Source organism: Paenibacillus sp. M2 (assembly GCF_046713495.1).
GTDB classification, from domain to species: Bacteria; Bacillota; Bacilli; order Paenibacillales; family Paenibacillaceae; genus Paenibacillus; species Paenibacillus amylolyticus_B.
In genome coordinates this window covers 5,986,004-6,011,585 of the sequence record NZ_CP169648.1, presented here as the reverse complement: position 1 = coordinate 6,011,585, position 25,582 = coordinate 5,986,004, and the positions used below count along the sequence as shown (strand labels likewise).

23 protein-coding genes are annotated in these 25,582 nt (G+C 47.6%); 15 read left to right on the top strand and 8 right to left on the bottom strand.

Going from position 1 to position 25,582, the window contains the following annotated elements; translation table 11 throughout:
* Positions 1–199: 199 nt before the first annotated feature.
* Together ACETMN_RS27540 and ACETMN_RS27535 are read left to right on the top strand one after the other, a co-directional pair.
* A complete protein-coding gene (locus ACETMN_RS27540; RefSeq protein ID WP_197997941.1) occupies positions 200–1,519 on the top strand; it encodes a TrkH family potassium uptake protein in 1,320 nt (439 codons plus the stop codon).
* Between the two features lie 51 nt (positions 1,520–1,570).
* Entirely contained in the window at positions 1,571–2,242 is a 672-nt protein-coding gene (locus tag ACETMN_RS27535; RefSeq protein WP_091020848.1) for a potassium channel family protein, read from the top strand.
* 54 nt (positions 2,243–2,296) lie between these two features.
* Here the strand turns inward: ACETMN_RS27535 and ACETMN_RS27530 are convergent, their stop codons facing one another.
* On the bottom strand, positions 2,297–3,226 hold the full coding sequence (locus tag ACETMN_RS27530) for a LysR family transcriptional regulator (protein ID WP_091020849.1): 930 nt from the start codon (positions 3,224–3,226) through the stop codon (positions 2,297–2,299).
* Positions 3,227–3,521: 295 nt separating this feature from the next.
* Between ACETMN_RS27530 and ACETMN_RS27525 the strand changes: the two genes are divergently transcribed.
* The 6 genes from ACETMN_RS27525 to ACETMN_RS27500 all read left to right on the top strand — a co-directional run bounded on the left by ACETMN_RS27525 (position 3,522) and on the right by ACETMN_RS27500 (position 9,957).
* Positions 3,522–4,190 (top strand): succinate dehydrogenase cytochrome b558 subunit, encoded by a 669-nt coding sequence (locus ACETMN_RS27525; protein WP_091020850.1) that lies wholly within the window; start codon positions 3,522–3,524, stop codon positions 4,188–4,190.
* A gap of 43 nt (positions 4,191–4,233) precedes the next feature.
* Complete coding sequence (sdhA, locus tag ACETMN_RS27520; RefSeq protein ID WP_036673387.1) at positions 4,234–5,976, top strand: succinate dehydrogenase flavoprotein subunit; 1,743 nt, start codon at positions 4,234–4,236, stop codon at positions 5,974–5,976.
* Between the two features lie 476 nt (positions 5,977–6,452).
* Positions 6,453–7,217, top strand: a complete 765-nt coding sequence (gene sdhB / locus ACETMN_RS27515; protein WP_091020851.1) for a succinate dehydrogenase iron-sulfur subunit — start codon at positions 6,453–6,455, stop codon at positions 7,215–7,217.
* A gap of 175 nt (positions 7,218–7,392) precedes the next feature.
* Positions 7,393–8,367 carry a metallophosphoesterase gene (locus tag ACETMN_RS27510; RefSeq protein ID WP_091020852.1) on the top strand — a complete coding sequence of 325 codons (975 nt, stop codon included), beginning with the start codon at positions 7,393–7,395 and terminating at the stop codon, positions 8,365–8,367.
* Positions 8,368–8,424: 57 nt separating this feature from the next.
* Positions 8,425–9,156: a metallophosphoesterase family protein gene (locus ACETMN_RS27505; protein ID WP_091020853.1), complete on the top strand. Its 732-nt coding sequence runs from the start codon at positions 8,425–8,427 to the stop codon at positions 9,154–9,156.
* A gap of 168 nt (positions 9,157–9,324) precedes the next feature.
* Entirely contained in the window at positions 9,325–9,957 is a 633-nt protein-coding gene (locus tag ACETMN_RS27500; protein ID WP_091020854.1) for a GNAT family N-acetyltransferase, read from the top strand.
* A gap of 468 nt (positions 9,958–10,425) precedes the next feature.
* On the opposite strand, the gene ACETMN_RS27495 is transcribed toward ACETMN_RS27500, so the two are convergent.
* On the bottom strand, positions 10,426–11,235 hold the full coding sequence (locus ACETMN_RS27495; protein ID WP_091020855.1) for a histidinol-phosphatase: 810 nt from the start codon (positions 11,233–11,235) through the stop codon (positions 10,426–10,428).
* A 30-nt stretch (positions 11,236–11,265) separates the two neighbouring features.
* Positions 11,266–12,168, bottom strand: coding sequence for a LysR family transcriptional regulator (locus tag ACETMN_RS27490; protein ID WP_036605798.1), 903 nt, complete (start codon positions 12,166–12,168; stop codon positions 11,266–11,268).
* Positions 12,169–12,624: 456 nt separating this feature from the next.
* Here ACETMN_RS27490 and ACETMN_RS27485 point away from each other — a divergent pair, with 456 nt between their 5' ends.
* The 5 genes from ACETMN_RS27485 to ACETMN_RS27465 all read left to right on the top strand — a co-directional run bounded on the left by ACETMN_RS27485 (position 12,625) and on the right by ACETMN_RS27465 (position 17,684).
* Positions 12,625–13,083 (top strand): chemotaxis protein CheX, encoded by a 459-nt coding sequence (locus ACETMN_RS27485; RefSeq protein ID WP_036605799.1) that lies wholly within the window; start codon positions 12,625–12,627, stop codon positions 13,081–13,083.
* A 57-nt stretch (positions 13,084–13,140) separates the two neighbouring features.
* On the top strand, positions 13,141–13,914 hold the full coding sequence (locus tag ACETMN_RS27480; RefSeq protein ID WP_091020856.1) for an SDR family NAD(P)-dependent oxidoreductase: 774 nt from the start codon (positions 13,141–13,143) through the stop codon (positions 13,912–13,914).
* 396 nt (positions 13,915–14,310) lie between these two features.
* The gene (locus ACETMN_RS27475) at positions 14,311–15,684 is read left to right on the top strand and encodes a DEAD/DEAH box helicase (RefSeq protein WP_047841268.1); all 1,374 of its coding nucleotides are present in this window, start codon (positions 14,311–14,313) and stop codon (positions 15,682–15,684) included.
* A 27-nt stretch (positions 15,685–15,711) separates the two neighbouring features.
* Positions 15,712–16,464 (top strand): ABC transporter ATP-binding protein, encoded by a 753-nt coding sequence (locus ACETMN_RS27470; RefSeq protein WP_091020857.1) that lies wholly within the window; start codon positions 15,712–15,714, stop codon positions 16,462–16,464.
* 2 nt (positions 16,465–16,466) lie between these two features.
* Entirely contained in the window at positions 16,467–17,684 is a 1,218-nt protein-coding gene (locus ACETMN_RS27465; protein ID WP_091020858.1) for an ABC transporter permease, read from the top strand.
* Positions 17,685–17,857: 173 nt separating this feature from the next.
* Here ACETMN_RS27465 and ACETMN_RS27460 read toward each other — a convergent pair whose 3' ends face one another.
* From ACETMN_RS27460 to ACETMN_RS27450, 3 genes are all read right to left on the bottom strand, one after another.
* Positions 17,858–17,983 (bottom strand): YjcZ family sporulation protein, encoded by a 126-nt coding sequence (locus ACETMN_RS27460; protein WP_206759599.1) that lies wholly within the window; start codon positions 17,981–17,983, stop codon positions 17,858–17,860.
* A 303-nt stretch (positions 17,984–18,286) separates the two neighbouring features.
* Positions 18,287–19,585, bottom strand: a complete 1,299-nt coding sequence (locus ACETMN_RS27455) for an aminotransferase class I/II-fold pyridoxal phosphate-dependent enzyme (RefSeq protein WP_091020859.1) — start codon at positions 19,583–19,585, stop codon at positions 18,287–18,289.
* 178 nt (positions 19,586–19,763) lie between these two features.
* On the bottom strand, positions 19,764–20,381 hold the full coding sequence (locus ACETMN_RS27450; protein WP_036673405.1) for a pyridoxamine 5'-phosphate oxidase family protein: 618 nt from the start codon (positions 20,379–20,381) through the stop codon (positions 19,764–19,766).
* Between the two features lie 155 nt (positions 20,382–20,536).
* Between ACETMN_RS27450 and ACETMN_RS27445 the strand changes: the two genes are divergently transcribed.
* Entirely contained in the window at positions 20,537–21,994 is a 1,458-nt protein-coding gene (locus ACETMN_RS27445; protein ID WP_411735405.1) for a PLP-dependent aminotransferase family protein, read from the top strand.
* Between the two features lie 177 nt (positions 21,995–22,171).
* A complete protein-coding gene (locus ACETMN_RS27440; protein ID WP_091020861.1) occupies positions 22,172–22,957 on the top strand; it encodes an AraC family transcriptional regulator in 786 nt (261 codons plus the stop codon).
* Positions 22,958–23,304: 347 nt separating this feature from the next.
* On the opposite strand, the gene asd is transcribed toward ACETMN_RS27440, so the two are convergent.
* Both asd and ACETMN_RS27430 read right to left on the bottom strand, forming a co-directional pair.
* Positions 23,305–24,096 carry an archaetidylserine decarboxylase gene (asd, locus tag ACETMN_RS27435; protein WP_047841263.1) on the bottom strand — a complete coding sequence of 264 codons (792 nt, stop codon included), beginning with the start codon at positions 24,094–24,096 and terminating at the stop codon, positions 23,305–23,307.
* Positions 24,097–24,181: 85 nt separating this feature from the next.
* On the bottom strand, positions 24,182–25,312 hold the full coding sequence (locus ACETMN_RS27430; RefSeq protein WP_091020862.1) for a YheC/YheD family protein: 1,131 nt from the start codon (positions 25,310–25,312) through the stop codon (positions 24,182–24,184).
* Between the last annotated feature and the right edge of the window lie 270 nt (positions 25,313–25,582).

Here is a 25,582-nt window from a genome sequence, read left to right as displayed (position 1 = left end):
CAACGATTCGCATGTCTTTCGCACAACAAGGGAACGAATAGAATATATTCCAACTTCATTATATATGTCGTTTTAATCTGATTCATACATGTTTAACGTTTGACAACAGCATTACAAATGAAGAAGGCTCCACGGGTGTGGAGTTATTTTCATTGTAGAAGAGGTGGAAGATACTCAAGTGAAACTGAATGTTCAATGGATGCGATTATCGCCGCCCCGTATTCTTGTGTTAGGGTTTGCTGGCATCATATTGGTAGGCACATTGCTGTTAATGCTTCCGGCATCCAGCCGTAACGGTGACAGTCTTGCATTTATTGATGCGCTCTTTACAGCAACTTCGGCTGTTTGTGTCACTGGTTTGGTAGTGGTCGATACAGGGACTCACTTCTCGGTGCTGGGTCAGGTTGTGATCGCGTTTCTGATTCAGATTGGCGGACTGGGCTTCATGACAATGTCCACGTTGGTTGCCATTGCGTTCAAACGGCGGATCTCGCTCAGAGAAAGGTTGATTCTACAGGAAGCGATGAACCAGAGCACGATGGAGGGCATCGTCCGGCTCATTCGTAAAGTTGTGATTTACTCACTCATTATCGAAGGCATATGTGGCACACTGTTTGCCATCCGCTGGTCATTCGACATGCCAGTCGGACAGGCGATCTATTATGGCTATTGGCATGCGATCTCCATGTTCAACAATGCGGGCTTTGATATGTTTGGGGATTTCCGCAGTCTGACCGGTTATGTGTATGACCCGTTGGTTAATTTTACAGCGATGTTCCTGATTGTCTCTGGTGGTATCGGTTTTGTAGTGCTGTCAGACCTGGTGGATTACCGCAAAACGCGGAAGCTGTCTCTGCACTCCAAAGTTGTACTGTTAATGACTGGATTGTTGATTGTGTTTGGTGCACTTGTCATTTTCGTATTTGAATTTAGCAATCCACGGACACTGGGTGGCCTGAACTGGGGTGGCAAAATTCTCGGTTCATTCTTCCAGTCCGTTACGCCGCGAACAGCAGGAGCCAATACGGTAGATATTGCCGGACTCAGACAGGCAACACAGTTCTTTATGATCATTCTGATGTTCATTGGTGCTTCGCCGGGTTCTACCGGAGGCGGGATCAAAACAACGACATTTATGATTATGGCTGGCGCGGTCATCGCCATGATGCGTGGACGTGAAGATATCGTGTTTTTCCGCTATCGGCTCGTACAGGAACGGATTTTCAAGGCGCTTACCATTACATTGCTGGCGCTTTTGTTCATCATAGCTGTAACGATGGCACTGAGTACCACAGAAGACGCCAGTTTTATGATGATATTATTTGAAACAACATCGGCCTTTGGTACTGTCGGATTATCGCTGGGACTGACGCTGAAGTTGACTACATTGGGCAAACTCCTGATCTGTTTTACGATGTTTGCAGGAAGGCTTGGACCGATCACATTAGCGTATGCACTTGGGCAGAAAAAGGGTAAAGAGTTATACAGGTATCCGGAAGGCAAAATGATTATTGGATAAATCTATTTTTAGTGATTGAAAATGATTTGGATAAGGGGTTCGTGAAGAACAATGAAAACACAGCAGTTTGCGGTGATTGGGCTTGGGCGGTTTGGCTCCAGTCTGGCACAGGAATTAATGGAACTCGGCTACGAGGTGCTCGGAATCGATAAAAATGAAGAAGTCGTCGAAGACATGAGTGAATTGGTCACCCATGCCGTTGTAGCCGATGCCACAGATGAGGAAGTGTTGCGCTCTCTGGGTATTCGTAATTTTGATTGTGGTATCGTAGCCATCGGAGATGATATTCAGACGAGCATTCTCACCGCGATTCTGTTAAAAGAGCTGGGCGTCAAGACGGTCGTGGCCAAGGCCATATCCGTCCTTCACGGACGAGCATTGGATAAACTGGGGATTGATCGTGTCGTTTATCCTGAGCGGGATATGGGCATTCGGGTTGCCCATCAGCTGGTTACCCCGAATTTGCTGGATTATATTGAATTATCCAATGATTACAGTATTGTCGAGATGAAGGTTCCCGCCTGTCTGCACAACAAGACCCTTTCGACCCTGAATGCACGTGTACGTTTTGGTTGCAGCATTGTAGCGTTACAGAAAGAAGCGGGGGTCATTATTGCTCCGACGGCACTGGATTCGCTTCAAATGGGGGATATCATGGTCATTATTGGTAATAATGCAGATATCGACCGATTTGAAGAAGAGGTTATCAGCCAAGAGAGCTGATAATTAAGAGGAGTTAAATATGGAAGCCAGGCGTTAGAACCTGGCTGATTCAGATCAAGGCAAAGGCGTCGTAGTCCTCCTTGAGGGTAATGGCGCCTTTGCTGTAAAGAGTGCAGCCGTCTCCTTGACCCATTGTCTGGAAGTCTCGCTGAGGTCTTCTTTTTCTCCATAGATCATACAGGTTGTTCTGCGGGTCTGCTGTAATTGAGGCAAATGAACAGAAACAAGATCATTGTCCGCGAGTAATTGTGGACGAAGATATGACTTGGGCAATAGAGCAGCAGCTTTGGCGGAAGGCAGAAGTCGTATGATCGCTTCGAAGGAATCAATCTCCATACGAATATCCGGCATCACGGCACAGCGCTGGAAAAGATCGTCCGTTAATTTGCGGTACCAGGTGCCTTTGGAGAACGTGATCATCGGCAGATCCTGCAAATGCTCCATCCCGGCTTCCTTACCGGACAAGGGGTGTGTAAGCGGCACAACCAGTTCCAGGTGATCGTCAAAGAGCGGCACACAGTTAAGCCCCACTTCGCTGATGGAGGAGGCGACAATGCCCACATCGGCTTTTTTGTCACGCACAAACGACACAATTTCATGTGTTTTTCCCGTCAACAGTTTCAGTTCGGCATTTGGATGTTTCTCCATAAAGGCATTGACGAGAGGTGGTAACGTAGTTTGAAGCGTCGTCAAACTGGCTCCGAGTGTAATGGTGCTCTGTTCTTCGTCTTTATACTGGGCCAGCATGGTGAGGAACTTCTGTTGCTGCTGCTTCTGTTCTACAGCGTAGGTATAGGTGAACTGGCCCACACTGGTTAACTCCAGCCGTTTGCCACGGCGGTGGAACAGGGCAACCCCGAGTTCATCCTCCAATTTGGCAATTTTGCGTGAGAGTGCGGGTTGGGACAAGTTCAGTAACTTGGATGCGCGGTTTAGGCTGGATTGCTCCACGACCGCCGCAAATGCATTTAACTCCTCAAACATGAACAATAACCTCTTTTCCATGAATGTGATTCTTGCCCTTGCTTAATCGTTTTCCATGTTGTATAGCCTGTAAACCCAATGTTTCACTGCTTATACCTATAGGTTATAACATTTAATAATTATATTGCAATTCCCTTATAAGAAAAAAAGGAGTAACATGGTTCGTGACACAAGTTGTTCACACCTGGGGAAAACGGAACAATTTGTCGAACCTTTTCATGGAAAAGGATTCGTGTCATGATAAGTGAAATCATTTATGAAAACGTTGTATTTAGCGAAAGGGGATCGACATTTTATGAAAGGGTTTTACTCCAGAAAGCTGCACTCCTTGCTTGGCGTCATTCCGCTCAGTCTGTTCTTTGCTGAGCATTTGGTGACAAACTTCACAGCAGTTGAAGGCGGCAAAGAAGCTTTTTACGGTGCCGTTGCATTTCTGAACGGTTTGCCTCTTGTTATTGTGATCGAGGCGTTACTTATCTGGCTGCCGTTGTTCTATCACGGTGTATACGGTCTTTATATTGCCTATCAGGCCAAGCCTAACGTGGGCCGTTTTGGCAATGAGCGCAACTGGCGCTACACGTTACAGAGGGTAAGCGGTATTATTACGTTTGTATTCGTCATCTGGCACGTATGGGAGACGCGAGTACAGATTGCGCTGGGGAATGTATCCCATGAAGAGATTGGCGGCGTCATACATGATGCGGTGACGAATCCGATAACCTTTGCGATATATATGATCAGTGTGGTTGCGGCGTCATATCACTTTGCCAATGGTCTGTGGTCGTTCCTCGTTAGCTGGGGAATTACGGTTGGTCCGCGTGCGCAACGTGTATCCTCTTACGTATGTATGAGCTTGTTCGCTATTGTTTCCATCATGTTTATTGCTTCACTATTTGCTTTCCGGAGCATTGATTTCCAGACAGCTACTTCGATGATTGACGCAGTAAAAACAGTTCTAATTTAAGCATTTAGCGTATAAATGCTGACTTATAAGGGAGTGAACAGCAATGGCATCAACGAATGTAATTATTGTGGGCGGCGGTCTCGCGGGATTGATGGCGGCGATCAAATCGGCTGAAGCCGGAGTCCATGTTCATTTATTTTCACTGGTTCCTGTTAAACGATCCCACTCTGTATGCGCACAAGGCGGCATTAACGGAGCGGTAAATACCAAGGGTGAGGGTGACTCCCCATGGGTACACTTTGACGATACGGTATACGGCGGTGACTTCCTTGCGAACCAACCTCCTGTTAAAGCGATGTGCGAAGCAGCACCTGGCATCATTCACTTGATGGACCGTATGGGCGTAATGTTCAACCGGACACCGGAAGGTTTGCTTGATTTCCGTCGTTTCGGGGGAACGAAGCATCACCGTACAGCGTTTGCCGGAGCGACAACAGGACAACAATTGCTCTATGCATTAGACGAGCAGGTACGTCGCTGGGAAGCAGCTGGCCTGGTTACGAAATATGAGAACTGGGAGTTCCTGCAGGCGGTTTTGGATGATGAAGGCGTATGTCGCGGGATCGTGGCTCAGGATCTGAAAACGATGAAGGTACAGACCTTCCCGGCAGAAGCGGTTATTCTGGCGAGTGGTGGTCCGGGGATCATCTTCGGTAAAACGACCAACTCTGTAATTAACACAGGTACAGCGGCAAGTGCGGTGTATCAACAAGGTGTAAATTACGCCAACGGCGAGTTCATTCAGATTCACCCGACAGCGATTCCGGGGGATGACAAGTTGCGTCTGATGTCTGAATCCGCGCGTGGTGAAGGTGGACGGATCTGGACGTACAAAGATGGAAAACCTTGGTACTTCCTTGAAGAAAAATATCCATCCTACGGTAACCTGGTTCCACGTGATATCGCGACTCGTGAAATCTTCAGCGTCTGCGTAGATATGGGTCTGGGTGTGAACGGTGAGAACATGGTTTATCTCGACCTTTCTCATAAAGATCCAAAGGAACTGGATGTTAAACTCGGCGGAATCATTGAGATCTATGAGAAGTTCATGGGCGATGACCCGCGTAAAATCCCAATGAAAATCTTCCCGGCAGTCCATTATTCCATGGGCGGCATGTGGGTAGATTACAATCAAATGACTAACATTCCGGGGCTGTTCGCAGCTGGTGAATGTGAATATCAATACCATGGTGCGAACCGTCTGGGTGCAAACTCATTGGTATCTGCGATCTATGGTGGTATGGTGGCTGGACCAAAAGCGGCTGAATATATCAAAGGACTTAAAAAATCGTCCGCTGATATCCCATCTTCCGTATTTGAGAAACACACCAAACAACAAAGCGACAAATATGAAGGCATCTTGAAAATGCAGGGCACGGAAAATGCCTATGTTATTCATAAAGAGCTTGGCGAGTGGATGACAGCCAACATGACGGTTGTGCGCTACAACGACAAGCTTGAAGCCACGATTGGCAAGATCAAGGAATTGAAAGAGCGTTATGGAAAAATCAACATGTATGACAGCTCCGGTTGGAATAACCCGAGCGCAGCATTCACTCGCCAACTGTGGAACATGATTGAACTGGCAGAAGCGATGACTCTCGGCGCTCTGCTCCGTAACGAAAGCCGCGGCGCGCATTACAAACCGGAATTCACGGAACGTAATGACGAAGAGTTCCTGAAAACGACTATCGCAAGCTGGTCGAAGGAAGGCCCGAAAATCTCGTACGAGCCAGTAGACGTATCCTTGATCCCACCACGTATCCGGGATTACTCCAAGGATTAAATATCAGGGATTTATTTATAAGGTTAAATATCAAGCACCTGAACGAAGAGGCAGGAGAACTTTGGAGAAGCAGAGCTTCTTCAAAGTTACTGCCATCAGAGTGATGGAGTGAAGGTTCTCAGCAAAGATACTTTGTGTGCACATCGCAGCAGAGGAAGCCAAAATACCTGTTCATAAGCAAGCAACGCATGGGCAAAGCTTGCTTATCTAAAATTACGGCAATCCAGAATGAATGGAATGCAGTTTCCAGCAAAGTGACCCAGTGCACGACGTAGCGGAGGAAGCGGAAATGCCCAGAAGAAGCGAAGCGCTCGCCTTTATCACCGGATTTTAACCCTGGAAAGGGTTGATCAAAAAAATCCGGGGATAACAGCGATCAGAGGGGCATTCCGCTGACGAAGCGTCTCCCGTGCACCAAACCAGTAACTTTGCGCATCAGCAATACAATCATCGTCACCAGAGGAGGGGACTACGATATGGCGGAACAAGCTACATCCAACAAAACCGTCAAGTTTATCATCACCCGTCAGGACAGCCCGGAGTCATCTTCGTACAACGAAGAATTTGAGCTTCCGTACCGTCCCAACATGAATGTGATCAGCGCCCTGATGGAGATTCAGCGGAACCCCGTCAATACAGATGGCAAATCCATTGCACCCGTGTGCTGGGATTCCAACTGTCTCGAAGAAGTCTGCGGTGCCTGCTCCATGGTCATCAACGGCAAGCCACGTCAAGCATGTGCAGCCCTGATCGACAAGCTCGAACAGCCTGTTCGTATCGAACCGATGAAGACATTCCCAGTGGTTCGTGACTTGGTCATCGACCGTAGCCGGATGTTTAGCGCCCTGAAACGCGTAAAAGCATGGATTCCGATTGATGGTACCTATGACCTCGGTCCAGGTCCACGGATGCCTGAGAAGAAGCGTCAGTGGGCATATGAGCTGTCCAAATGCATGACATGTGGTGTATGTCTGGAAGCATGCCCGAACGTCAATGAGAAAACTGACTTTATCGGTCCAGCAGCACTGTCCCAAGTGCGTCTGTTCAACGCTCACCCAACAGGGGAGATGAACGCCGACGATCGTCTGGAAGCGTTGATGGAAGACGGAGGCATCGAGGGCTGTGGTAACTCACAGAACTGTGTGCAATCCTGTCCAAAAGGCATTCCACTGACTACCTCCATTGCCGAAATGAACAAACAAACGACCAAGCATATGTTCAAACGCTGGTTGGGTGTATAATCTCGTCATAACATGTGCAGAAGTGTAATCTGCAACTTAGAAGAAGTCGTGATCCCGTGCAGCAACATGCCGGAGATCCCGGCTTCTTTTTGTAATGAAGCAGAGGAACCGGGCTACACATGCAGAATATGATATACTAAGGGGATGGATTAAGAGCGTAGAAGGAGGGGGAGATATGGCAGAGACACCGCGTCAGGGCAGTAACAACTCGCCGTCCCAGCGCTCGCACAAAGCACCAGGGGCAGAAGAGTCTGTGTTTCCTGGAGAAGAAAAGGATCATGATCCCTCTCGCCGAAGTTTCTTATTGCGCATGGTTTTGATGACAGCGGGTGCCAGTTTGCTTACAGGAGGTTATGCCTGGCTATGGGAACCGCGTCGTCTGGAGATCAAGCAAGTGGAGCTGAAACTTCCGAAGTTTCCAAAGGCATTTGACGGTTTGCGTATAGTTCAGTTCAGCGATGCCCATCTTGGTTTTCATACCGGGGTGAAAGAGCTGAAGAAGCTGGCAGCAACGATTGAGGAGCAGCAACCGGACTTGATTTGTTTTACCGGAGACATCGTCGAGAGGGAAGCAGAGCCGATGAGTGAATGTATTCCGGTACTCGCCTCCATGCAAGCGAAGTATGGCAAATTTGCAGTTTTGGGGAATCATGATTATCGGGGCGGGCAGCAGAATGAAGTGACAACCATGTTCCGTGAAGCCGGATTCACTTTGTTACGGAACGAACATGTGGTGATTGAACAAGGAGGCGAACGTCTGGCCATAGCTGGCCTGGATGACGGACTTACAGGCAGGCCTGATCCTGCCCAAGCTATCAAGGGATTGGATCATGATGTGTGGAAATTGTTACTTATGCATGAACCGGATTACGCCGATATTGCCACTCCCTATGGTTTCGGATTACAACTTTCCGGTCATAGCCATGGTGGACAGGTACGTTTTCCCTGGATCGGGGCACTGACAACTCCGCGAGGTTCACACAAGTATGTTCAAGGATTGTATTACACGGATGTCCAGGGGGTATATTACAGCACCCAGACACAGATGCCTGTGTATGTGAATCGTGGTTTTGGCATGACTCAACTGCCGATTCGTTTTCTGTGCAGACCAGAATTAACGGTTTTTGAGCTTAAAGGATCAACCACATAAAAGAATATAAGATGAATATACAACATAAAGGATTCAACATGAATGGAGGTTATCCAGATGGAAAGAATTGCGATTGTATCCGACATTCATGGCAACATGACTGCCTGGGAAGCAGTGTTAAAAGATATCCGAAGTCGTGGCGTGGAGCGAATCTTTTGTCTTGGTGACCTCGTGGGAAAGGGGCCAGAACCGGTACAGGTTGTGGATCAGGTGAGAGCAACGTGCGAACTTGTCATCCGTGGCAATTGGGATGAACTGGTTGCGGTTAACCAAGACAACGAGAACTTTACGTGGCAAGCAGAACGGTTGGGTGAGGAACGATTGGCGTACTTGGCGGGCCTACCCTTCAGTCATCAATTTCAACTGAGCGGTCGCACCATCCGTTTGGTCCATGCTTCACCTCAAAGTGTATACCATCGTGTACAGCCGTGGGACGCGATGGAAAAGAGGTTGGCAATGTTTGATCCTCCGGCTGATGAGCCTGAGCAAGGTGTTGCAGATGTTGTAGGTTATGGGGATGTGCATAATGCATACTTGCAGTATATGAACGGCAAGTTACTGTTTAATGCAGGCAGTGTTGGTAATCCACTCGATCTTCCACAGGCTTCCTACTGCATTCTGGAGGGTGAAGACAGCAACGATAACAATACCTCATTCAATGTTCAATTTGTGCGGGTGCCTTATGATATTGAGCAAGAAGTACAGGTTGCACAGTCGGCGAATGTTCCTGCATTGGATTTCTATATTCGTGAGATTCGCACGGGTATCTATCGCGGGCTGCAGGAGTAGTCAGCATCTGGGCCTTTTAGCGTGGGGAATTGAATGATGCAATATATTAATACTAAAATGCGAATACTAAAGTTCGTGGATCAGTTTATATGGTATTACGCCGGATCATCATCAGAGCATGCTTGTCTTACCGGACTAGAGCCCGTTTAGGCAAAAGGAGCGATTGTCATGCTTACCCGAAAAATGCTGGTTCAAGGTCTGCCGGCTTTGTGGACAGAGCGTCTTGTCCTGCGATCATTACGTCAAAGTGATTACAGCACATTATCGGAACTATTTTCCGATCCTCAAGTCATAAGATATGTGAATAGGGGAAGCCAGCCCACGCCAATCAGGGCGAGACGGTTATTGAACCAGATACGGAGCAGCAGCACCAAGCTGGATTCGTTACATTATGGGATCTGCTGGAGAGGCAAGGAACAGGTGATTGGGATCACCTCATTCCAACACTGGAATGATCAGAATGGTACCGCACAGATCGGTTATATCCTGAACAGGTCCTGTTGGGGCAGGGGTGTGGCTACCGAGGCGGTACAGAGGCTGCTGCAGTTTGGATTTGACGATCTTCATCTGGGGAGGGTGGAAGCACGTTGTTATGAGGCCAATGTTTCTTCACAACGGGTGCTAAACAAAATAGGGATGTCCTATGAGCGGAGTCTTCCCTCGTTCGGACTGCATGATGAGGATGACGAGGGATCAGAATCCCTGATGGATGTTAAAGTGTACAGTATGTACCGGGAACAATACGTCAGACCGCTTCAGGAAAAAGACCTGCAAACCCTGGTATCTGACAAGCCGCAATGACATAGAGTAAGAGTAGTCAAACGTAAATGAATCGAACTTCAATCATTTGTTACACAATTGAAATATAGCTGCAATTGAACTCTAACAGACAGGGGGTAAACTTATCTCATGACCCCCTTTTTGATAATAGATAATGCTGTTGGGACCCGCGCGAGCGGGTTCATTTTTTTTGCCGATATGTTAACTGTGGAGTATTTACACTGGCCACTCCGATGACAGAATAACCTTCCGATCGCTGTTATCCCCAGATTTTTTGATTCCCTTTTTGAAAAGGGAAAATCCGGGGATAGCGTATGCTTCCGATGCAGATTTCTTTCAGAAAGCTTTTAGGCGAACACTTCGTTTCTTCACGTTATTTCTGTCCCCTCCGTTATCGTGTGAAATTTAATTATATTTCCTAATATAGGGCAATAAAAGGCCCCACGGCGTTTACAAGCGCGCTGTGGGGGCCTTTGTGTTTGCTCTATTTTACAGTGGTACAACCTGCATCTGTTTCTGCTTGAAGTATACCCAGTCGGTGAATCCGATCTCCTTGAGACGTGTACGAACGTCATCCAGCTCGTCTGCAACGCGCTGTGGTTTATGAGCGTCCGATCCAAATGTCACCTTCACTCCATAATGATGGGCGCGTTCCAGAATGGCATCCGAAGGATACCAGCCACCGCTGAGTTTGGTTTTGCCAGATGTGTTAATTTCGATCGCTACGTTGGATTCTGCAATGACCTGCAACGTTTCATCAATGGCCTGATCAGCGATAATTTCGGAGAAAGGTGGATAGTTTCCTTTCATCGCATCAATGTGTCCAAGGATCTGGAACATACCGCTGCGAGCCGATTCCCGGATTAGTGAATAATAGCTTTCTTTCACTTCAACTTTGCGAGCATTGCTCAGTCCGTTCCATCGGGTTTTGTTGAAGATACTTACATCCTCAGTATGATGAACTGAACCAATAATATAGTCAAAAGGATACTGTCCCAGTGTGGTACGGTACAATTCTGCATAAGCAGGGAAATAATCGGATTCAATGCCGAGCAGTACATCGATTTTACCCGCGTACTCTTCTTTCAAAGCAAGGACTTCTTCCACATAATGCTGCAATTCAGACTTACCCATTGCGATCCGGGGAAATGCTTGCTCAAGCTCACTGCCAAAGTATGGCGTATGATCCGAGATACCGATGGCCTGAAGTCCTGCCTTAATACCTGCCTCTATATAATCGCGGATGTTGCCGTCTGCGTGACCACAACGAAAATGATGTGTATGAAGATCAAATTTCATATGGAATCCTTCCTTTCTCATGGCTCATTGTCATTCTGAACTGATGAATTGGGTTTCCGGCATGCCTTTGAGGTCACTTATAAATTGCTGCATCGCTGAGTTAAGGTAACGACTGGACTTATAGATGACACCTACAGGGTGACTGACCTCCAGCTCACTTAAGGGTATCATTCGCAATGTACCTTGACGCAACTCATGCGCAACAGATTGTTTGGAGATGACAGCTGCTCCGAGATCAATCTCGACCATCCGTTTCACTTCTTCGCTGCTGGATAACTCCATTACAATATTAGGTTCAATATTATGTTTCTTGAAGATGGTTTCCGTAAACCTTCGTCCTACTGTATCAGGGGACAGCAGAATCAATGGTGTACTCCGGAGCACATCTACTGCAGCATGTTTTTTCTTCGCCAGCGGATGGGAAGGAGATACCACGAGTTCAAATGTGTCATAGTACAGCACAGATGTATTCAGGTTGGGATTACGCTCCGTGAGATAACCGATACCAATATCAACCAGACCATTTTCGACCTGGGTATAGATCTGTGATGAAGGAAGGGATTGGATACTGGTTTTGATCAGCGGGAATTGATCTTGGAAATAGGATAACACCCTTGGCAAGATCTGAATAGCAATGGAAGTTGTTGTGCCTAACACGATACGTCCCTGGGGCGTTTCATCGAGATCGGACAATTTTTGTTTCAACTCATCGACGATGTCTAGCATCCGTTCAGCGTGCTCCAGAAATACCTGTCCACGGTCTGTCAGGGTAACGGGTTGGTTACGATCCACAAGAACGGTGCTGAATTCGTCCTCCAGACTTTTGATCTGGGCCGAGACGGCAGGTTGGGTCAGGTTCAGAAGTTCTCCCGCTTTGCGGAAGCTCATCGTTTTGGAAATGGTAATTAGTGTCTCCAGTTGGCTTATGTTCATAGGTGACCTCCTTGCAGGCAAAGTATCTTGATTATGTAGTGTTTGGTGTGATGTAATCCCGTAACTGGTTATTGTTCCGTTATCTTAAATTATAGGTGATTCAGAACAGCAGAGCAATGAAGGTAATTATCAGGATCAAAAGTAGTTCAAGAGACTGTGAAAAAAACGCGAATACAAGAATTTGATTTTTTTAACAGTTGTGAGAAGCAGTAATAAAGTCCTAAATGCCTTTTGCCACGCACAATGAACGAAAATCTTTCTTCAAAAGAAGTGAAAAGGGCTGTTTATTCGCTAGAATCAGCTATAAACATTTGCCCCACGGATGACGATAAATTATAGTACACATGGTTTAACGAATTCTTAATGAATTCTTGTACGTGATAAAGTATAATAAATTTAATGAATATGGGACTTTTGGTGTGTGACCAATAACCCAGTGCGAGGGGGACATAGACAGTGAAAGCGGAAGTGATTAATCCTTTCCTGGAATCGGCACGGAACGTATTCGAACAGCTCATCCAGGTTTCGCCTTCCACCGGGAGTCTTGGCGTGAAAAATGTAGAGTACATTGCAGACCATGTCTGGATCGTGATCGGAATGACCGGGCAACTTAGCGGAAACATTGTATTTGGAATCAATGAACAAGTTGCATTGAAAATTGTATCTGCGATGATGGGCGGTTTTGTCATTACAGAAATGGATGAAATGAGTAAAAGTGCTATTTCGGAACTGGGTAATATGATCAGTGGTAATGCCAGCACCATCCTGTCGAACCAAGGTGTTGTGGTTGATATTACACCTCCACAAGTGATGAAGTCCGAACATCTGACTACATTTAGTGCAACGAAAGCACTGAGCATTCCTTTGCTGATGGATGGCATTGGTGAGATGGATATTCAGGTCATGATCTCGTAGAATAGAGCCATATGCCTCAAGAGGCAATATGTGTTTCAATACGGGAGGACATCGGGTATGCTGAAAGATCAGGTAGTGTTTATTACAGGTGCATCGAGTGGTATCGGTGCGCTGTGTGCGCAGATGCTGATAGAAGAAGGAGCCATCCCGATTCTGGCTGCCCGTTCGCGGGACAAGCTGGAAGAGATTGGTGCCACGCTGAAAGGGCAGCATGAATTACTCACACTTGATGTTACGGATAGTGAGCAGGTTCAGGCAGCTGTGGATGCGATATTGCATAAATACGGACGAATCGACATTTTGCTGAATAACGCAGGTTACGGGAAATTCGCAGCGATGACAGAGATGTCTGTACAGGAATTCGATGAGATGATGGACGTTAATTATATGGGCATTGTCCGCTGCACCAAAGCAGTGCTTCCACAAATGCTGGAACGTGGCAAAGGTCAGATTGTGAACGTGGCCTCCATGGCTGGCAAAATTGGTACAGCCAAATCCGCTTCCTATACAGCTACGAAACATGCTGTACTTGGATTTAGTAATGCGCTGCGTCAAGAGCTTCGCAAGACTGGCGTCATGGTGACAACGATTAATCCAGGTCCGATTGATACACCATTTTTCCATCGGGCTGACCCATCTGGCAATTATGTGAATAATGTACGTTGGATGATGTTGAAACCGGAAGATGTTGCGGGTCATATGATTCGGGCAATGAAAAAGCGCAAGGAAGAAGTGAATCTGCCAAGACTTGCTTCTGCTGGCATATGGCTGTACCAGCTATTTCCTCGTCTTGCAGATCGATTGTCGCACGGTGTAATGAATCAGAAGTAAATGTGATACGAGGCATCATATACGGAATGAAAGAAAGGCTCCGCCGAGGGGCTTTTCTTTTTTTTGGCGTGTATACATACAATTCTGGAATAAGATTTGGTGCACGGGCTTTTTTCGCATATAATGAAAGGTAATGTGATGACAGGCTTCGGTTCTATACAAGCAATTTATACGTTCCACTAAACTTTTACACAATAACGGAGAGGACTGAAATAACCTGAAGAAGCGAAGCGTGCACCTTTATCTCCGGATTTTTTCCTTTAGAAAAAAAGGAATCAAAAAAATCTGGGGATAACAGTGATCGGAAGGTTGTTCTGTCCTCGAAGTGTCAGTGTAAATAATCATTAGTTGAACTTATATAACATCAAAATGAATAAATTAAAAGGATGGACATACATGACGAATCAAACATTTGCTTCAATTGGCGTGGAACAGGATCTGGAGGCCGTTTTGGCGAAACATGGCATTAACGAACCTTCACCTGTACAGGCTCAGACGATCCCGGTTATTTTGGAAGGCCGAGATGTCGTATCCAAATCCCAGACGGGAACAGGAAAAACGCTGGCATATCTGTTGCCACTGTTACAATCCATCAAAATGGATATCAAAGGCACGCAGAAACTCATTATTGCACCTACACAAGAGCTGGCGATGCAAATTGTACGTGAAGCGCAGCGTTATGCGGAAGAACGTAAGATTGGCGTATTGGGTCTGATTGGTGGCGCAGCGGCTAAACGTCAGATCGAGAAGCTGCGTGAGCATCCACAATTGGTTGTGGGTACACCAGGACGACTGAAGGAATTGATTACACTCAAAAAACTGAAAATGCACAACGTCTCTACGATTGTTATCGATGAAGCGGATCAAGTGTTCCAACTTGGCGGCGTAAGTGACGTGAACTTTGTACTCAAGAGCGCATTGCGGGACCGTCAGCTGATCTTCCTGTCAGCAACCATTGATGAGCATACAGCTGGACTCGCAAAGCGTGAGATGAAAGAGCCTGTTCAGATCGGAATTGAACCGGATCGAGCTACGGCTGCGGGCCTTGAGCATTATTATTTTGTAGAAGAAAACCGGAACAAAATTGACATGCTGCGTCGTCTGGTTAGACAGTACAATCCGGATCGGGCAATCGTATTTGTGAATGCAACCGAAGATATTGGTGAAGTTGAAGCAAAAATGAATCATCTGGGTTTGTCTGCTGCTGCGCTGTATGGGGATGCTGACAAAGTGACCCGCAGTAACGTATTGTCTGCCTTCCGTAATGGCAAACTTCAGTTGCTGATCGCCAGCGAAGTAGCTGCCAGAGGACTGGATATCGAAGGATTGCCAATGGTCATTAACTATGACCCTGCCTTTGACTCGGAGCATTATGTTCACCGTGCAGGTCGTACAGGCCGAATGGGACGTTCGGGTATTGTGCTATCCATTGTGGATGAAACACAGATCTTTATTATGCGTAAATTCGCACGCGAACTCGGAATCGAACTGTCAGAACGTGTACTCTTTGGCGGTAAAGTACTGGAGGCTGATCCGCGTCCGGACACGCGGCCTGAGGGACATTCCTTCTCCAGAAAACCAGGGCAATCCAGAGATCGCAAACCAGGTCAGGGTAATCGTAATGGGGGAACCCGAGCTACAATCTCCAATTCGCGTCCAGCAGGTAGCAAACCAACGGGCAATACAGGCCGCACGGAGCGCGACCAGGATCGTAAAAACAAGGGAGCACCCAAGTGGAGTAAAGATAAAACGCCACGCTCCGAAGAATAGAATCTGACGAAAGGGGTGCAGGGATAGATGGAAAATGTTCAATCGCCTGTTCTGCAAATCAGCGGGTTAAGCGGAGGTTATAGTGCCAAACGGCCGGTCCTTCACGGCATCGATCTGGAAGTCGGACGTGGAGAGATGGTTGGACTAATCGGCTTAAACGGTGCTGGCAAAAGTACAACCATGAAACATATCCTCGGCTTGATGACCCCTCAACAGGGCGAAGTGCGAGTGATGGGCAAGAAGCGGGACGAGGATGCGCAGATCTACCAATCGGCCATGGCATTCGTACCGGAATCACCCGAATTGTATGATGAGATGACGGTGATGGAGCATTTGGAGTTTACAGCAAGAGCGTACAATGTGTCGGAGGCTGACTTCAAACAACGTACGGAGAAATTGCTGCAATTATTCCGTATGAATGAAAAAAGTACAAGTCTGTCGACTCACCTGTCCAAGGGCATGCGGCAAAAGGTCATGATTATGTGTGCTTTTGTGGCCGGACCGCCACTGTACATTATTGATGAGCCTTTTCTGGGGCTGGACCCGCTGGGTATTCGCTCCTTGCTTGATTTTATGCTGGAGATGAAAGCTTCGGGATCATCCATCCTGCTCAGTTCACACATTCTGTCCACGATTGAAAATTACTGTGACCGGTTTATCGTACTGCATCGTGGACAGGTTATTGCTCAAGGGACGCTGAATGAACTGCGCTCCCAATTCGGGGAATCGGATGCCACGCTGGAGCACATGTTCTATTCCCTCGTACAAGGCAGGGATTGAGCATGGATCTCAAGCTGCTATGGAAGCAAAGACGCACAGGATTCTGGAACGGAATTCTTCCTTATCTGGGTTATGTGATCCAGAGCGGTGTAGCTATGGTCTTTTTATTTCTCGTCATTGCGTTCTCCGCCTGGTATACATCGTTTGTCCAGAACATTCCCGCAGAATTCCCGATTCGCTGGATTGCATTGCTGCTGCTGGCGCCACTGGTGCTGTTTAGCAGTTATCGTACATATCTGCTTCCAGCAGATATTGTATTCCTGCGGCCACAGGAATACCGGATGCAGGAATATTTGAAGAACAGCTTTGCCAGGGGCATCATCTATAAAAGTCTGGGCCTACTGCTTGTATTTGTTACACTGTGGCCTCTCTATGTCAGAGCAGATCTGGATGCACGGCCATTTGGCTGGTTCATCGTATTCCTGCTGCTGTGGAAAGGGCTGTCCAGTTATGGAGCATGGCAAGAGCTAAGAATGGTTCAGGTTGGCGCGGCAAGAGGATACCGTCTCTTGCGTTGGGCTTCGGCAGTTCTGGCAGTTGGCGCATGGTTATGGCAACCACCTCAGCGCAGCGTATGGTTCCTGCTGTTACTGGCTGTCGTTTATATCGTTGCCTTGCGTATCCCGGTAAAACATCGGGTGGCGTGGGAACGTCTGATACAGGTGGAGCAGGGGCAGGCTGGCAGGGTTATGCGGACGCTCGGCTGGTTCGTGGATGTGCCTTCATCCGGACAGAAAGTAAGTTCGCGTCGCTGGCTTAGCAAATTGGGGAGCGGTCTTCCCTGGAATGCAGGGAAAGCTTACCGATATCTGATTACCAAAACGTTTATTCGAACCGAAGTGTTTTCCATTGTATTACGTCTGGTTGTACTGGGTATGTTACTATCCTGGTGGACAGCAGGCAGCTACTTTGGTGTCGGGGTGTATCTGTTCTTCCTGTTGCTTGCAGGTGTTCAGTTGGGTGCGCTGCGTCGCAGTCATAGTGAATCGTTCTGGATTATGATCTATCCGATCTCGGGAGAAAGTCGTCGTTCTCAGGTGTTGGGATTCATATTCCATCTACATGCACTGGCTGCGTTACTCATGTGGTTGCCTATGCTGGCTGCCGGAGCAACCGGACTGACTGTCACCGGAGTAGCCCTTATTTTGGGTATACTGGTGATTGTGATCATGCGGCGTTCACAAGGTAACAAGTGGTTGAAGGAAGAAGAGGACGAGTAAACAATCGATCGGACACCTGACCAACTTGGATTATTACATTGGGTTCATCAGTGAGAGGTACAAAAGATAACAAAAGAAGGGTATGCCGGGCTGTATCCCGGTATACCCTTCTTTGTGCTGTAATGGAATCATGCAATCAGATCACTTGGTTCTCGCGCAAGTGTGTATTGGTACTAACAGAGGAACGATTTAGTGATAATTACGAGCAAGATGAACAGAACGAGAATGGCACCTGTGTTAGTAAATCCTCCGTAACCGCCGCATCCATAACCGCCTCTTGTATCTTCAACTCCAGACATGGTCATTCCCCTTTCAAGTGGTTGTTTGGCACGCCCTTGCGTACATCGTATATTATGTGCCTTGGGGTTAGGCTGATTGGGCCGATGCCCGGAAAAGTTGGAAATTCGAGTTTTTGGGCAGCTGTCCCGGTGTGGTAAGTGATATCTGGTGAGTTGTAAAACACCAAAAGAACCCGCTGTATATTCGGAGACATGTAACGTCGTCCCCGCATACAGAGGGTTCTTATATCATTCAGGGTTCAGACATGATCCTCTTTCCCCTGAGCTATTGAGATTGCGTTAATTCGTTACTGTCTGTTTTAACTAAGTCGTCCGCAGATCCTGAACTCCACGATAGATGGTTTCATACAGATCTTCCAATCCGGATTCTTCAATACAGGAGAAGGCGATTCGAAGATCCGATTCACCCAGGGCGATTGTACCCACACCGTATTTGTGAAGTAAGTGGCTTCGAAGTTCTTCAGCGCCAACTTCTTTCAGCTTCAGACACATGAAGTAACCGGAGTTGAACGGATAATAATCCCATGCATCTCCATACTTGCCACTATCGAGAATGGCTTTTACCTTATTGGCGCGGCCTTTCATAATCTCGAACTTCTCCTGTTTCTGTGCTTCAAACTCCGGTGCTTTGAGAGCATCCAATACAAAAGTCTGGGAAGGATGCGGGCCACTGGAGATCGTTGCTCGGATAATACCGAGTGTTTTTTGTTCCAATGCATGCAGAACGGCTGCATCTTCATGGGCATACGTAATGAATCCAACGCGGAAGCCCCATACGAATTCTTCTTTGGTTGCACCATCCACTTTTACAGTCAACACACGTGGATGAATGTTGGCAAGTTTGCCAAACAGGGATTCATGAATGGAATCTTCGAAGAACAGTCCAAAGTACGCATCATCTGTTACAGCAACCACGTTAACGCCGGCTTCAGCTGCCTGAAGAATCGTGTTTACAATGGCATCTGCTTCTTCCGCTCCAGGCGTATAACCTGTAGGGTTATTCGGGAAGTTGAGCAGAACGATCGCTTTACCTTTGTCCTTTTGATCAAGCAAAGCCTGAAGCAGACCATCACTGTTGAAGTTCAACTGATCATCGAACAGGGGATAATGAACTAACTGGCCATGACGACGAATTCCGAAGGTCAGCTCGTAATTTTCCCAGTTTTTATCCGGATATATGACAGCGTCCCCTTCATCGGCGAACAGGTCGGCTACGATACTTAGTCCATGGGTTAAAGCATTGGTTACAATCGGATTGCCAAACGTTTTGCCTTCCAGAGAAGGCGTTTCCTTCAGCATCTTGTCTCTCCAGACGGTCCGCAATTCAGGTTTGCCTGCAGGTGGAGCGTAAGGATACAGATCCTTTGGCTGGAATGCAGACAGCTTCTCCTGAATAACCTGAAGATGCATCGGCACACCACCCTCCAGGGCGATACCAATCGTGGCATTATGGGTCTTGGCCAAGCTTGCTGCTTCAGCAGATTGACTCAAAATCCCCTCTTTAGGAAAATAAATTTCTTTGCCAAGCTGTGACAGCATGGAGTAGACGTGACTGCTGCCTGTCTGAATACTTTCGTTCAACTGTTCAGCCAGTGGATTCATTCTTTTCATCCTTCCAAGTCTTTGTGATTCAACTGCCTAACATTATATCACCTTGACATGCCCCCGTCACGGAAATTACGCAATATGACAGTTATATCGCTTTACCGCGTTGTTGCAGAGGGTTTTCGGGTAGGTTATCGTTGAATTCAACCTTGGAGGAATACTTATAAAATGAAATTTATTGCTGATGAAATGGACAATATTTCCGCATCATTTCAGCAGTTTCGGTATCCCTTCCTTCATTGCGCTGTTCCAACTGACCACTGATATGATCGAATCGTTCACTGGAGAGGTTTTGTCCAAATTTAAACTTGGCGCTGATCCGTTCTGGAATAATACGGACTACGGCTACAGCTTTGAGGTTACCTGTGTAACGCGAGTCAGTAGCGTCAATGGGTACATATCCGCCTTGCGGCTGGAGTTTCTCCATGAATCGTTGCAGCACCTTACCTTTGATGTCCAGATCCTTAACCGGTTCTGCCTGACCGAAGGCCATGACACTTTTGAAGAATGAAGTCGCCGGACAAGCAAGCTCAGGATCACTGAAATAGGATGGAATCAGGGAGAATTCTTCAGCCACCGTGAAACTGACTGAGGAATCCTGTTTGATCTGTTTCATCTTCTCGCCAGCCAGACTGCCGTGGAAATAAAAGCAACCGTCCATATAAACGAAATTCAGCGGTGTAACCCGTGGTTGTCCATCCGGACTGACCGTTCCCAGAAACCCGAAGGAGCACTGATCCAGAAATGCCGTAATTTCCTGTTCTTCATCTACTGTGAATTCTTTCCGTCTCATGTGTATTCCCCCATCATTGAATGTATAATAGAACGCCATCTCTTATGCATAACCATAGTTCATACATTGACAATGAAATAGATCCAATTTACATTCACTTTAGTAGGCCAATTAGTCAGGGATAACAGATGAAGACAAATGAAGAGAGGTGCATGATGGAATTGTGGCTGCAGATGGATACCTATGAACTTCAGCATCGATACAAGTATGAGGCATTGTACCATGCGTTACGTGATGCCATTCATGCAGGTACATTGGTGGGAGGCACGCGGCTTCCTTCCACCCGTGAGTTGGCAAGGCAATATGAGATGTCACGTGGTTCGGTAGCTCAGGTATACGACATGCTGCTTGCGGATGGTTATGTCCATGCACATCGGGGAAGAGGTACATTTGTCACCGAAACATTATCCACTCAGGAAAATGAGAAACAGGAAGCCGTTCTCGAGCTGTCTGCCTGGGGCAAACGAGTACAGAGGTTGAACACACAACATGATGTCCTGCGGACTCAGATGTCTTCACCAAAGCCGTCCGTCATTAATTTTCAAATGCAGCGCATGCCTGCCGAACATTTCCCGTTAGGGGAGTGGAAAAGTGCACTCGCTGCAGTTCATCGCAGCGGTTGGCGAGAATCAAGCGGTGTAGCCGGTGATCCGGAACTGCGTGAGGCCATCGCCTCCCATCTCAGATGGACACGTGGTATCCAGGCTGAACCCTCTCAGATTGTATTGTTCAGTGGTTCAATGCAAGGTATCACCTTGCTATCTCAATTGCTGATTACGGAGAATACAGCAGTTGTATTGGAGAATCCGGGGTATCCGGGCATCGCGCATGCCGTCAAGTCCTGTGGTGGGCATATCATCCCGGCAGAGGTGGATACCGCAGGCATTATACCTCTGCCTTGGGAGGCACAGACGTTATTTGTCACTCCTACCCGGCAGTTTCCAACAGGGGCCGTATTGGGATTGGACAGAAGACGTGCCTTGCTTGCGTGGGCCTCAAAGCGGAATGCGGTCATTATTGAAGATGATTACGACAGCGAATTCCGATGGGGCGGAAGACCGATTGAACCCCTCAAAGTGCTTGATCGTGAACAGCGCGTCATCTATGTCGGTTCATTCTCACAAACGATGGTGGCTTCGTTCCGACTTGGTTATGCCGTACTGCCACCTGGTCTGGTAGAACCTCTCCTTGCCGCCAAGGCGCTGTATGAACCGGTACCTCCGGCGCTGTTAGAGCAGCGCGCACTGGCAAAATTTATGACCAGAGGAGGTTATCTGAGGCACTTACGACGGTTAACCCGGTTATATGGGGAACGGCATGATTTTTTTGTCCGAGAGATGGAACTACAGTTACCGGAAGCATTCAAAATGCAGCTTGATGATGCAGGACTGCATATCTACGCTACCTGGAATGGCGATGTGGACAGTTATCAGCGGTTTAAAAAGCTTGCTGAGGAGGATGGCATACTGTTTCGTGATGCAGAGCGATATCGGCTGACTTCAGGTCATCCTGCGGCCTGTTTTGCTTTTGCACATCTGGAGAAAGAAGAGATGACAGAGGGAATCCGGCGAATGCGGTTAGCCTGGGAGAAGTGCACATTTTCGTTTCGGTGAATTCCGCTGTATAATAGGATAAGACATTTCGCTCCTGTAAGAGCAGAGATCATATATGAGCAAGTTGTATTGAATGATGTTAGATGCTTAAATACATATGGCTGGATTGAAGAAGTGAGATTCAGATCAGAATGATGCCATATGCAGAGAGATTAACTATCAAGGGGGAGTGGCGACATGCTGCAGGCATCGCCGTCATCATTTGTTATTTTGCCCGCTGTCGCCAAAATTGTCTGTGAACCGGGCTGGAAGTGGCAGAAGCGGGAAAAACCGATGCAAAACTATGATTTATTTTATGTATGGAGTGGTGAAGGAACGCTTGTACTGGATGACCAGTCGTATGAAGTTGGCAAGGGTAGTTGTTTTTTGTTCAGGCCAGGAGATCATCCTACTGCAACACATAATAAACAAAAACCGTTGGTACTTACGTATATTCACTTTGATGTGGACGGACCTGTGACTGATGTGCCTCAGTCCTATCGCGAGGTACAGGAAACGGTGGAGTTTGAGCACTTGCTGGCACGTTATGTAAGACTGTTCTTATCGGATGTGTACGGACGTGATGAAGAGAGCCGATTGATTCTGAAGCAATTGATGATTCATTTGCTGCGGGCTGATACGGAAGAACCTGTGGAGAAAAAGGTAAGCAACCAGTTGTCTGATGTCATCCAGGAGGTCGCCAATTATGTGCGTCAGCATCCGGGGATTACACATCGGGTGGAAGATCTGGCTGCGCGGGCTGGCTTATCGCCCCGATACTTCTCAATCAAGTTCAAGGAATTGGTTGGATCATCGGTGCAATCTTATATTATCCGCATGCGTATTGAACGGGCGGAACATCTGCTGGTGCATACCGGCATGAATGTGACCGAAGTGGCAGATGCTCTGGGATACCGGGATATTTTCTTCTTCAGTCGTCAGTTCAAGCAGTATACAGGCAAAAGCCCGTCCGAGATTCGTTGAAATTCTGATGAGAAGAACAGGAAACCGTTTCAAGTCTGGAACGCAAGGGTAATTATCTAGCATTCCAGATGACCAAAAGGGGGAACTTGTGATGAACGGAAAACGTCGGGTCCGCAACCGGGGATGCTCTACGAAGGGATGCAATATTTTCCGGAACCGTCTGCGTCGCTTCAAACCGGCAGAGGACTTGCAAGATGTGTGGTTTTGAGGAGAACTCAGCAGACCAATAACGACGGAGCGAAGCTTCGTATTGCATGTATATATGGATGAATATGAATTCATAAAGAGGATGGCGCAATACCTGGTTACAGGTGCTGCGCCATCCTCTTTATTTGCGTATGGACTCATTAGTTCTTCGGTTTCAAACGACCAAGCAATGCGCCCATTTTGACCGAATCGCCTGGCTGTAAGCCGGGGTTTGGTTCGAATGTACCACTCTGCGTCAGCAGAACAACCGTGGAACCGAATTCAAAATAGGCCAGATCATCGCCTTGTGCCCAGGTACTTGTGTCCGTATCAGCATACTGTATGCTACTCACGTTCATTGCACCTACTTTGACAACCGCCACTTCACCGTAATCGTGTGCGATATACGTAATGAGCCGTTCGTTTCGACTAAGCACGGATCTCATATGGGTCAGGCCAAAGTCATTCACGGGATAAACTTTGCCCTTGATGTGTTCGCTCTCTATTTTGCGGCCGCTGACAGGTGCATGAATGCGGTGATAGTCGCGAGGGCTGAGATAGAGGACGAACCCGTACCCATGCTTGTACTTCTCCAGATGGGGAGAATGGTTTAATAATTCAGCAAGTGTATAATTTTGTCCCTTAACATTCAGGAGTGTCCCTGCAGATATTGGACCGGCTGCCGTAATCTTGGCATCTACCGGGCTGATCAGTGCATGCTCTGAAAGTTCCAACGGGCGCATGCCCGGCTTTAATTTGCGGGTAAAGAAATCGTTCAGTGAACGGTATTCTTTCCAATCTTTCTCGGCCTCTTGAACAGGGATGTCGTAGGTCCGGACAAAATAAGGGATAAATGCCTTACTTCCCCGGCTTTTGGAGAAGGCTCCCACGGTCCGGGAGATCCATTTGCGCGAAGAAAGCTCGGTCATTAATCGCAACAGCGTTTTTGCCATGAATATCCCCCTTAGGGTTAATGCGAACTTCAAGGCCGGCAAGACCGGCCGTTCTGCATAATATTGACACAGAATGCACACGAAATCAATATAGTCTCCTATCGTATGTCTGCGGTTGTCTCGGAATCCTCGAATTCTGTTCCAGCAGCAGACGCCCATAAGCCATTGGTTTGCTGTACGTTGCCTTCCAGTGTTCCGACATTCCCGCCTTGCGGAAACCGTAACGCTGATCCCGTCCATTGCATTCAATAAAGTAGATCTGGCCGCTGCGCGTTATCCCGAGATCAAGACCCAGATCAGCCAGATGTGGCAGACTGGCCGCCAGATTCTGGGCAATTCGAAGTGCAACGAGTCCGATTCTGTATTCCAGTCGAGCCAAGTCAAAGCCAGATTCTCCTAATCCAAGGGCCTCTGCGAGCTTCATGACTTTACCGCCCTGGGCGATATTGCTGACAAACGTATGGGCAGGAGCCGCTTTGGCAAACATGCCTGTTATTCCCCAAAGACCATCGCCGCCACGTTGTACAGATACCCGTAAATCTACCGGTCTGCCCTCATAACGTACCAGCGGGATACGCTCTTCAATGAGGTAGGCATGGCGAAAGATCCGCCTTAGGGTAGCGGAAGGAAGCTGTCCTTTGCTCAATCGGAAGGTAGCCCACCCTTTGCGTGCAGCCTTCGTCTCACAGGTTAGTTTCCACTGTCCATCTCGCTCAAAGACTCGCATAATACCATGACCGATGCTGCCGCTGCATGGTTTGATGACGAGGTCATCATATTGTTCCATCATATAGGCCAGAGACTCTGGCGTAGCTTTAACTGCATGGGGCAGGTGTTCTCGCAAGGCGAGGTCCTGATGAAGCATGTCATGAATGTGATCTTTACGGTACCGGTTGCGAACGTTGAATACCTGAATACCCTGCAACATCAGCTTGGTAATCTGATGCTGTTCCGTCCGGCGAAGCTGGAGTGAGCGGTTATGAATGACGGAGGGCAGTGGCATGCGCTCGCGAACATATCTGCCTTCTTTTTTTACATAGGCAAGACATGTTTTTTGATCCGAATCGATATCTTCCAGCCTCAAAAAGCAGGGAGTTAATCCATAACTGGCCGCTGCCTGTTCATAATTCGCGAGTGATTCCTGACCGGTCCTTCCGGCCGGTATCCCCCGGTACATGCGTGAATCGAACATAATGCCGATCGTTTCTTGGAGCATGACCGTTCCTCCTTCGATGTTATCGCGACCATGGATCGTCCATTCATGGAATGCCGGCCTGTCACCGCATGGCTCAGACATCGCGATAACGCAGACCGGTGTGTAAGATGCATCGCCAAGCACTAGTGCTTGCTCAGGGCGTGTCTAAAACTCCGAAGGAAGCAGGTTTGCCAAATCTTTGTTCCAGGCAAGGAAGTTTTCCGCAGGCGTGCCGGGGCACGTCAAGGGAAAATGACACAGCAGGGGGCGAAAAGACGGTGAAAGATGCAC

Excerpts from the sequence above, each read along its gene's own strand:
- sdhA (WP_036673387.1), top strand. The coding sequence starts at position 4,234 with ATGGCATCAACGAATGTAATTATTGTGGGCGGCGGTCTCGCGGGATTG.
- ACETMN_RS27480 (WP_091020856.1), top strand. The coding sequence starts at position 13,141 with ATGCTGAAAGATCAGGTAGTGTTTATTACAGGTGCATCGAGTGGTATC.
- ACETMN_RS27505 (WP_091020853.1), top strand. The coding sequence starts at position 8,425 with ATGGAAAGAATTGCGATTGTATCCGACATTCATGGCAACATGACTGCC.
- ACETMN_RS27490 (WP_036605798.1), bottom strand. The coding sequence starts at position 12,168 with ATGAACATAAGCCAACTGGAGACACTAATTACCATTTCCAAAACGATG.
- ACETMN_RS27525 (WP_091020850.1), top strand. The coding sequence starts at position 3,522 with ATGAAAGGGTTTTACTCCAGAAAGCTGCACTCCTTGCTTGGCGTCATT.
- ACETMN_RS27510 (WP_091020852.1), top strand. The coding sequence starts at position 7,393 with ATGGCAGAGACACCGCGTCAGGGCAGTAACAACTCGCCGTCCCAGCGC.
- ACETMN_RS27535 (WP_091020848.1), top strand. The coding sequence starts at position 1,571 with ATGAAAACACAGCAGTTTGCGGTGATTGGGCTTGGGCGGTTTGGCTCC.
- ACETMN_RS27460 (WP_206759599.1), bottom strand. The coding sequence starts at position 17,983 with ATGTCTGGAGTTGAAGATACAAGAGGCGGTTATGGATGCGGCGGTTAC.
- asd (WP_047841263.1), bottom strand. The coding sequence starts at position 24,096 with ATGGCAAAAACGCTGTTGCGATTAATGACCGAGCTTTCTTCGCGCAAA.
- ACETMN_RS27500 (WP_091020854.1), top strand. The coding sequence starts at position 9,325 with ATGCTTACCCGAAAAATGCTGGTTCAAGGTCTGCCGGCTTTGTGGACA.
- ACETMN_RS27540 (WP_197997941.1), top strand. The coding sequence starts at position 200 with ATGCGATTATCGCCGCCCCGTATTCTTGTGTTAGGGTTTGCTGGCATC.
- ACETMN_RS27465 (WP_091020858.1), top strand. The coding sequence starts at position 16,467 with ATGGATCTCAAGCTGCTATGGAAGCAAAGACGCACAGGATTCTGGAAC.
- sdhB (WP_091020851.1), top strand. The coding sequence starts at position 6,453 with ATGGCGGAACAAGCTACATCCAACAAAACCGTCAAGTTTATCATCACC.
- ACETMN_RS27440 (WP_091020861.1), top strand. The coding sequence starts at position 22,172 with ATGCTGCAGGCATCGCCGTCATCATTTGTTATTTTGCCCGCTGTCGCC.
- ACETMN_RS27445 (WP_411735405.1), top strand. The coding sequence starts at position 20,537 with ATGGAATTGTGGCTGCAGATGGATACCTATGAACTTCAGCATCGATAC.
- ACETMN_RS27430 (WP_091020862.1), bottom strand. The coding sequence starts at position 25,312 with ATGCTCCAAGAAACGATCGGCATTATGTTCGATTCACGCATGTACCGG.
- ACETMN_RS27470 (WP_091020857.1), top strand. The coding sequence starts at position 15,712 with ATGGAAAATGTTCAATCGCCTGTTCTGCAAATCAGCGGGTTAAGCGGA.
- ACETMN_RS27530 (WP_091020849.1), bottom strand. The coding sequence starts at position 3,226 with ATGTTTGAGGAGTTAAATGCATTTGCGGCGGTCGTGGAGCAATCCAGC.
- ACETMN_RS27455 (WP_091020859.1), bottom strand. The coding sequence starts at position 19,585 with ATGAATCCACTGGCTGAACAGTTGAACGAAAGTATTCAGACAGGCAGC.
- ACETMN_RS27495 (WP_091020855.1), bottom strand. The coding sequence starts at position 11,235 with ATGAAATTTGATCTTCATACACATCATTTTCGTTGTGGTCACGCAGAC.
- ACETMN_RS27450 (WP_036673405.1), bottom strand. The coding sequence starts at position 20,381 with ATGAGACGGAAAGAATTCACAGTAGATGAAGAACAGGAAATTACGGCA.
- ACETMN_RS27475 (WP_047841268.1), top strand. The coding sequence starts at position 14,311 with ATGACGAATCAAACATTTGCTTCAATTGGCGTGGAACAGGATCTGGAG.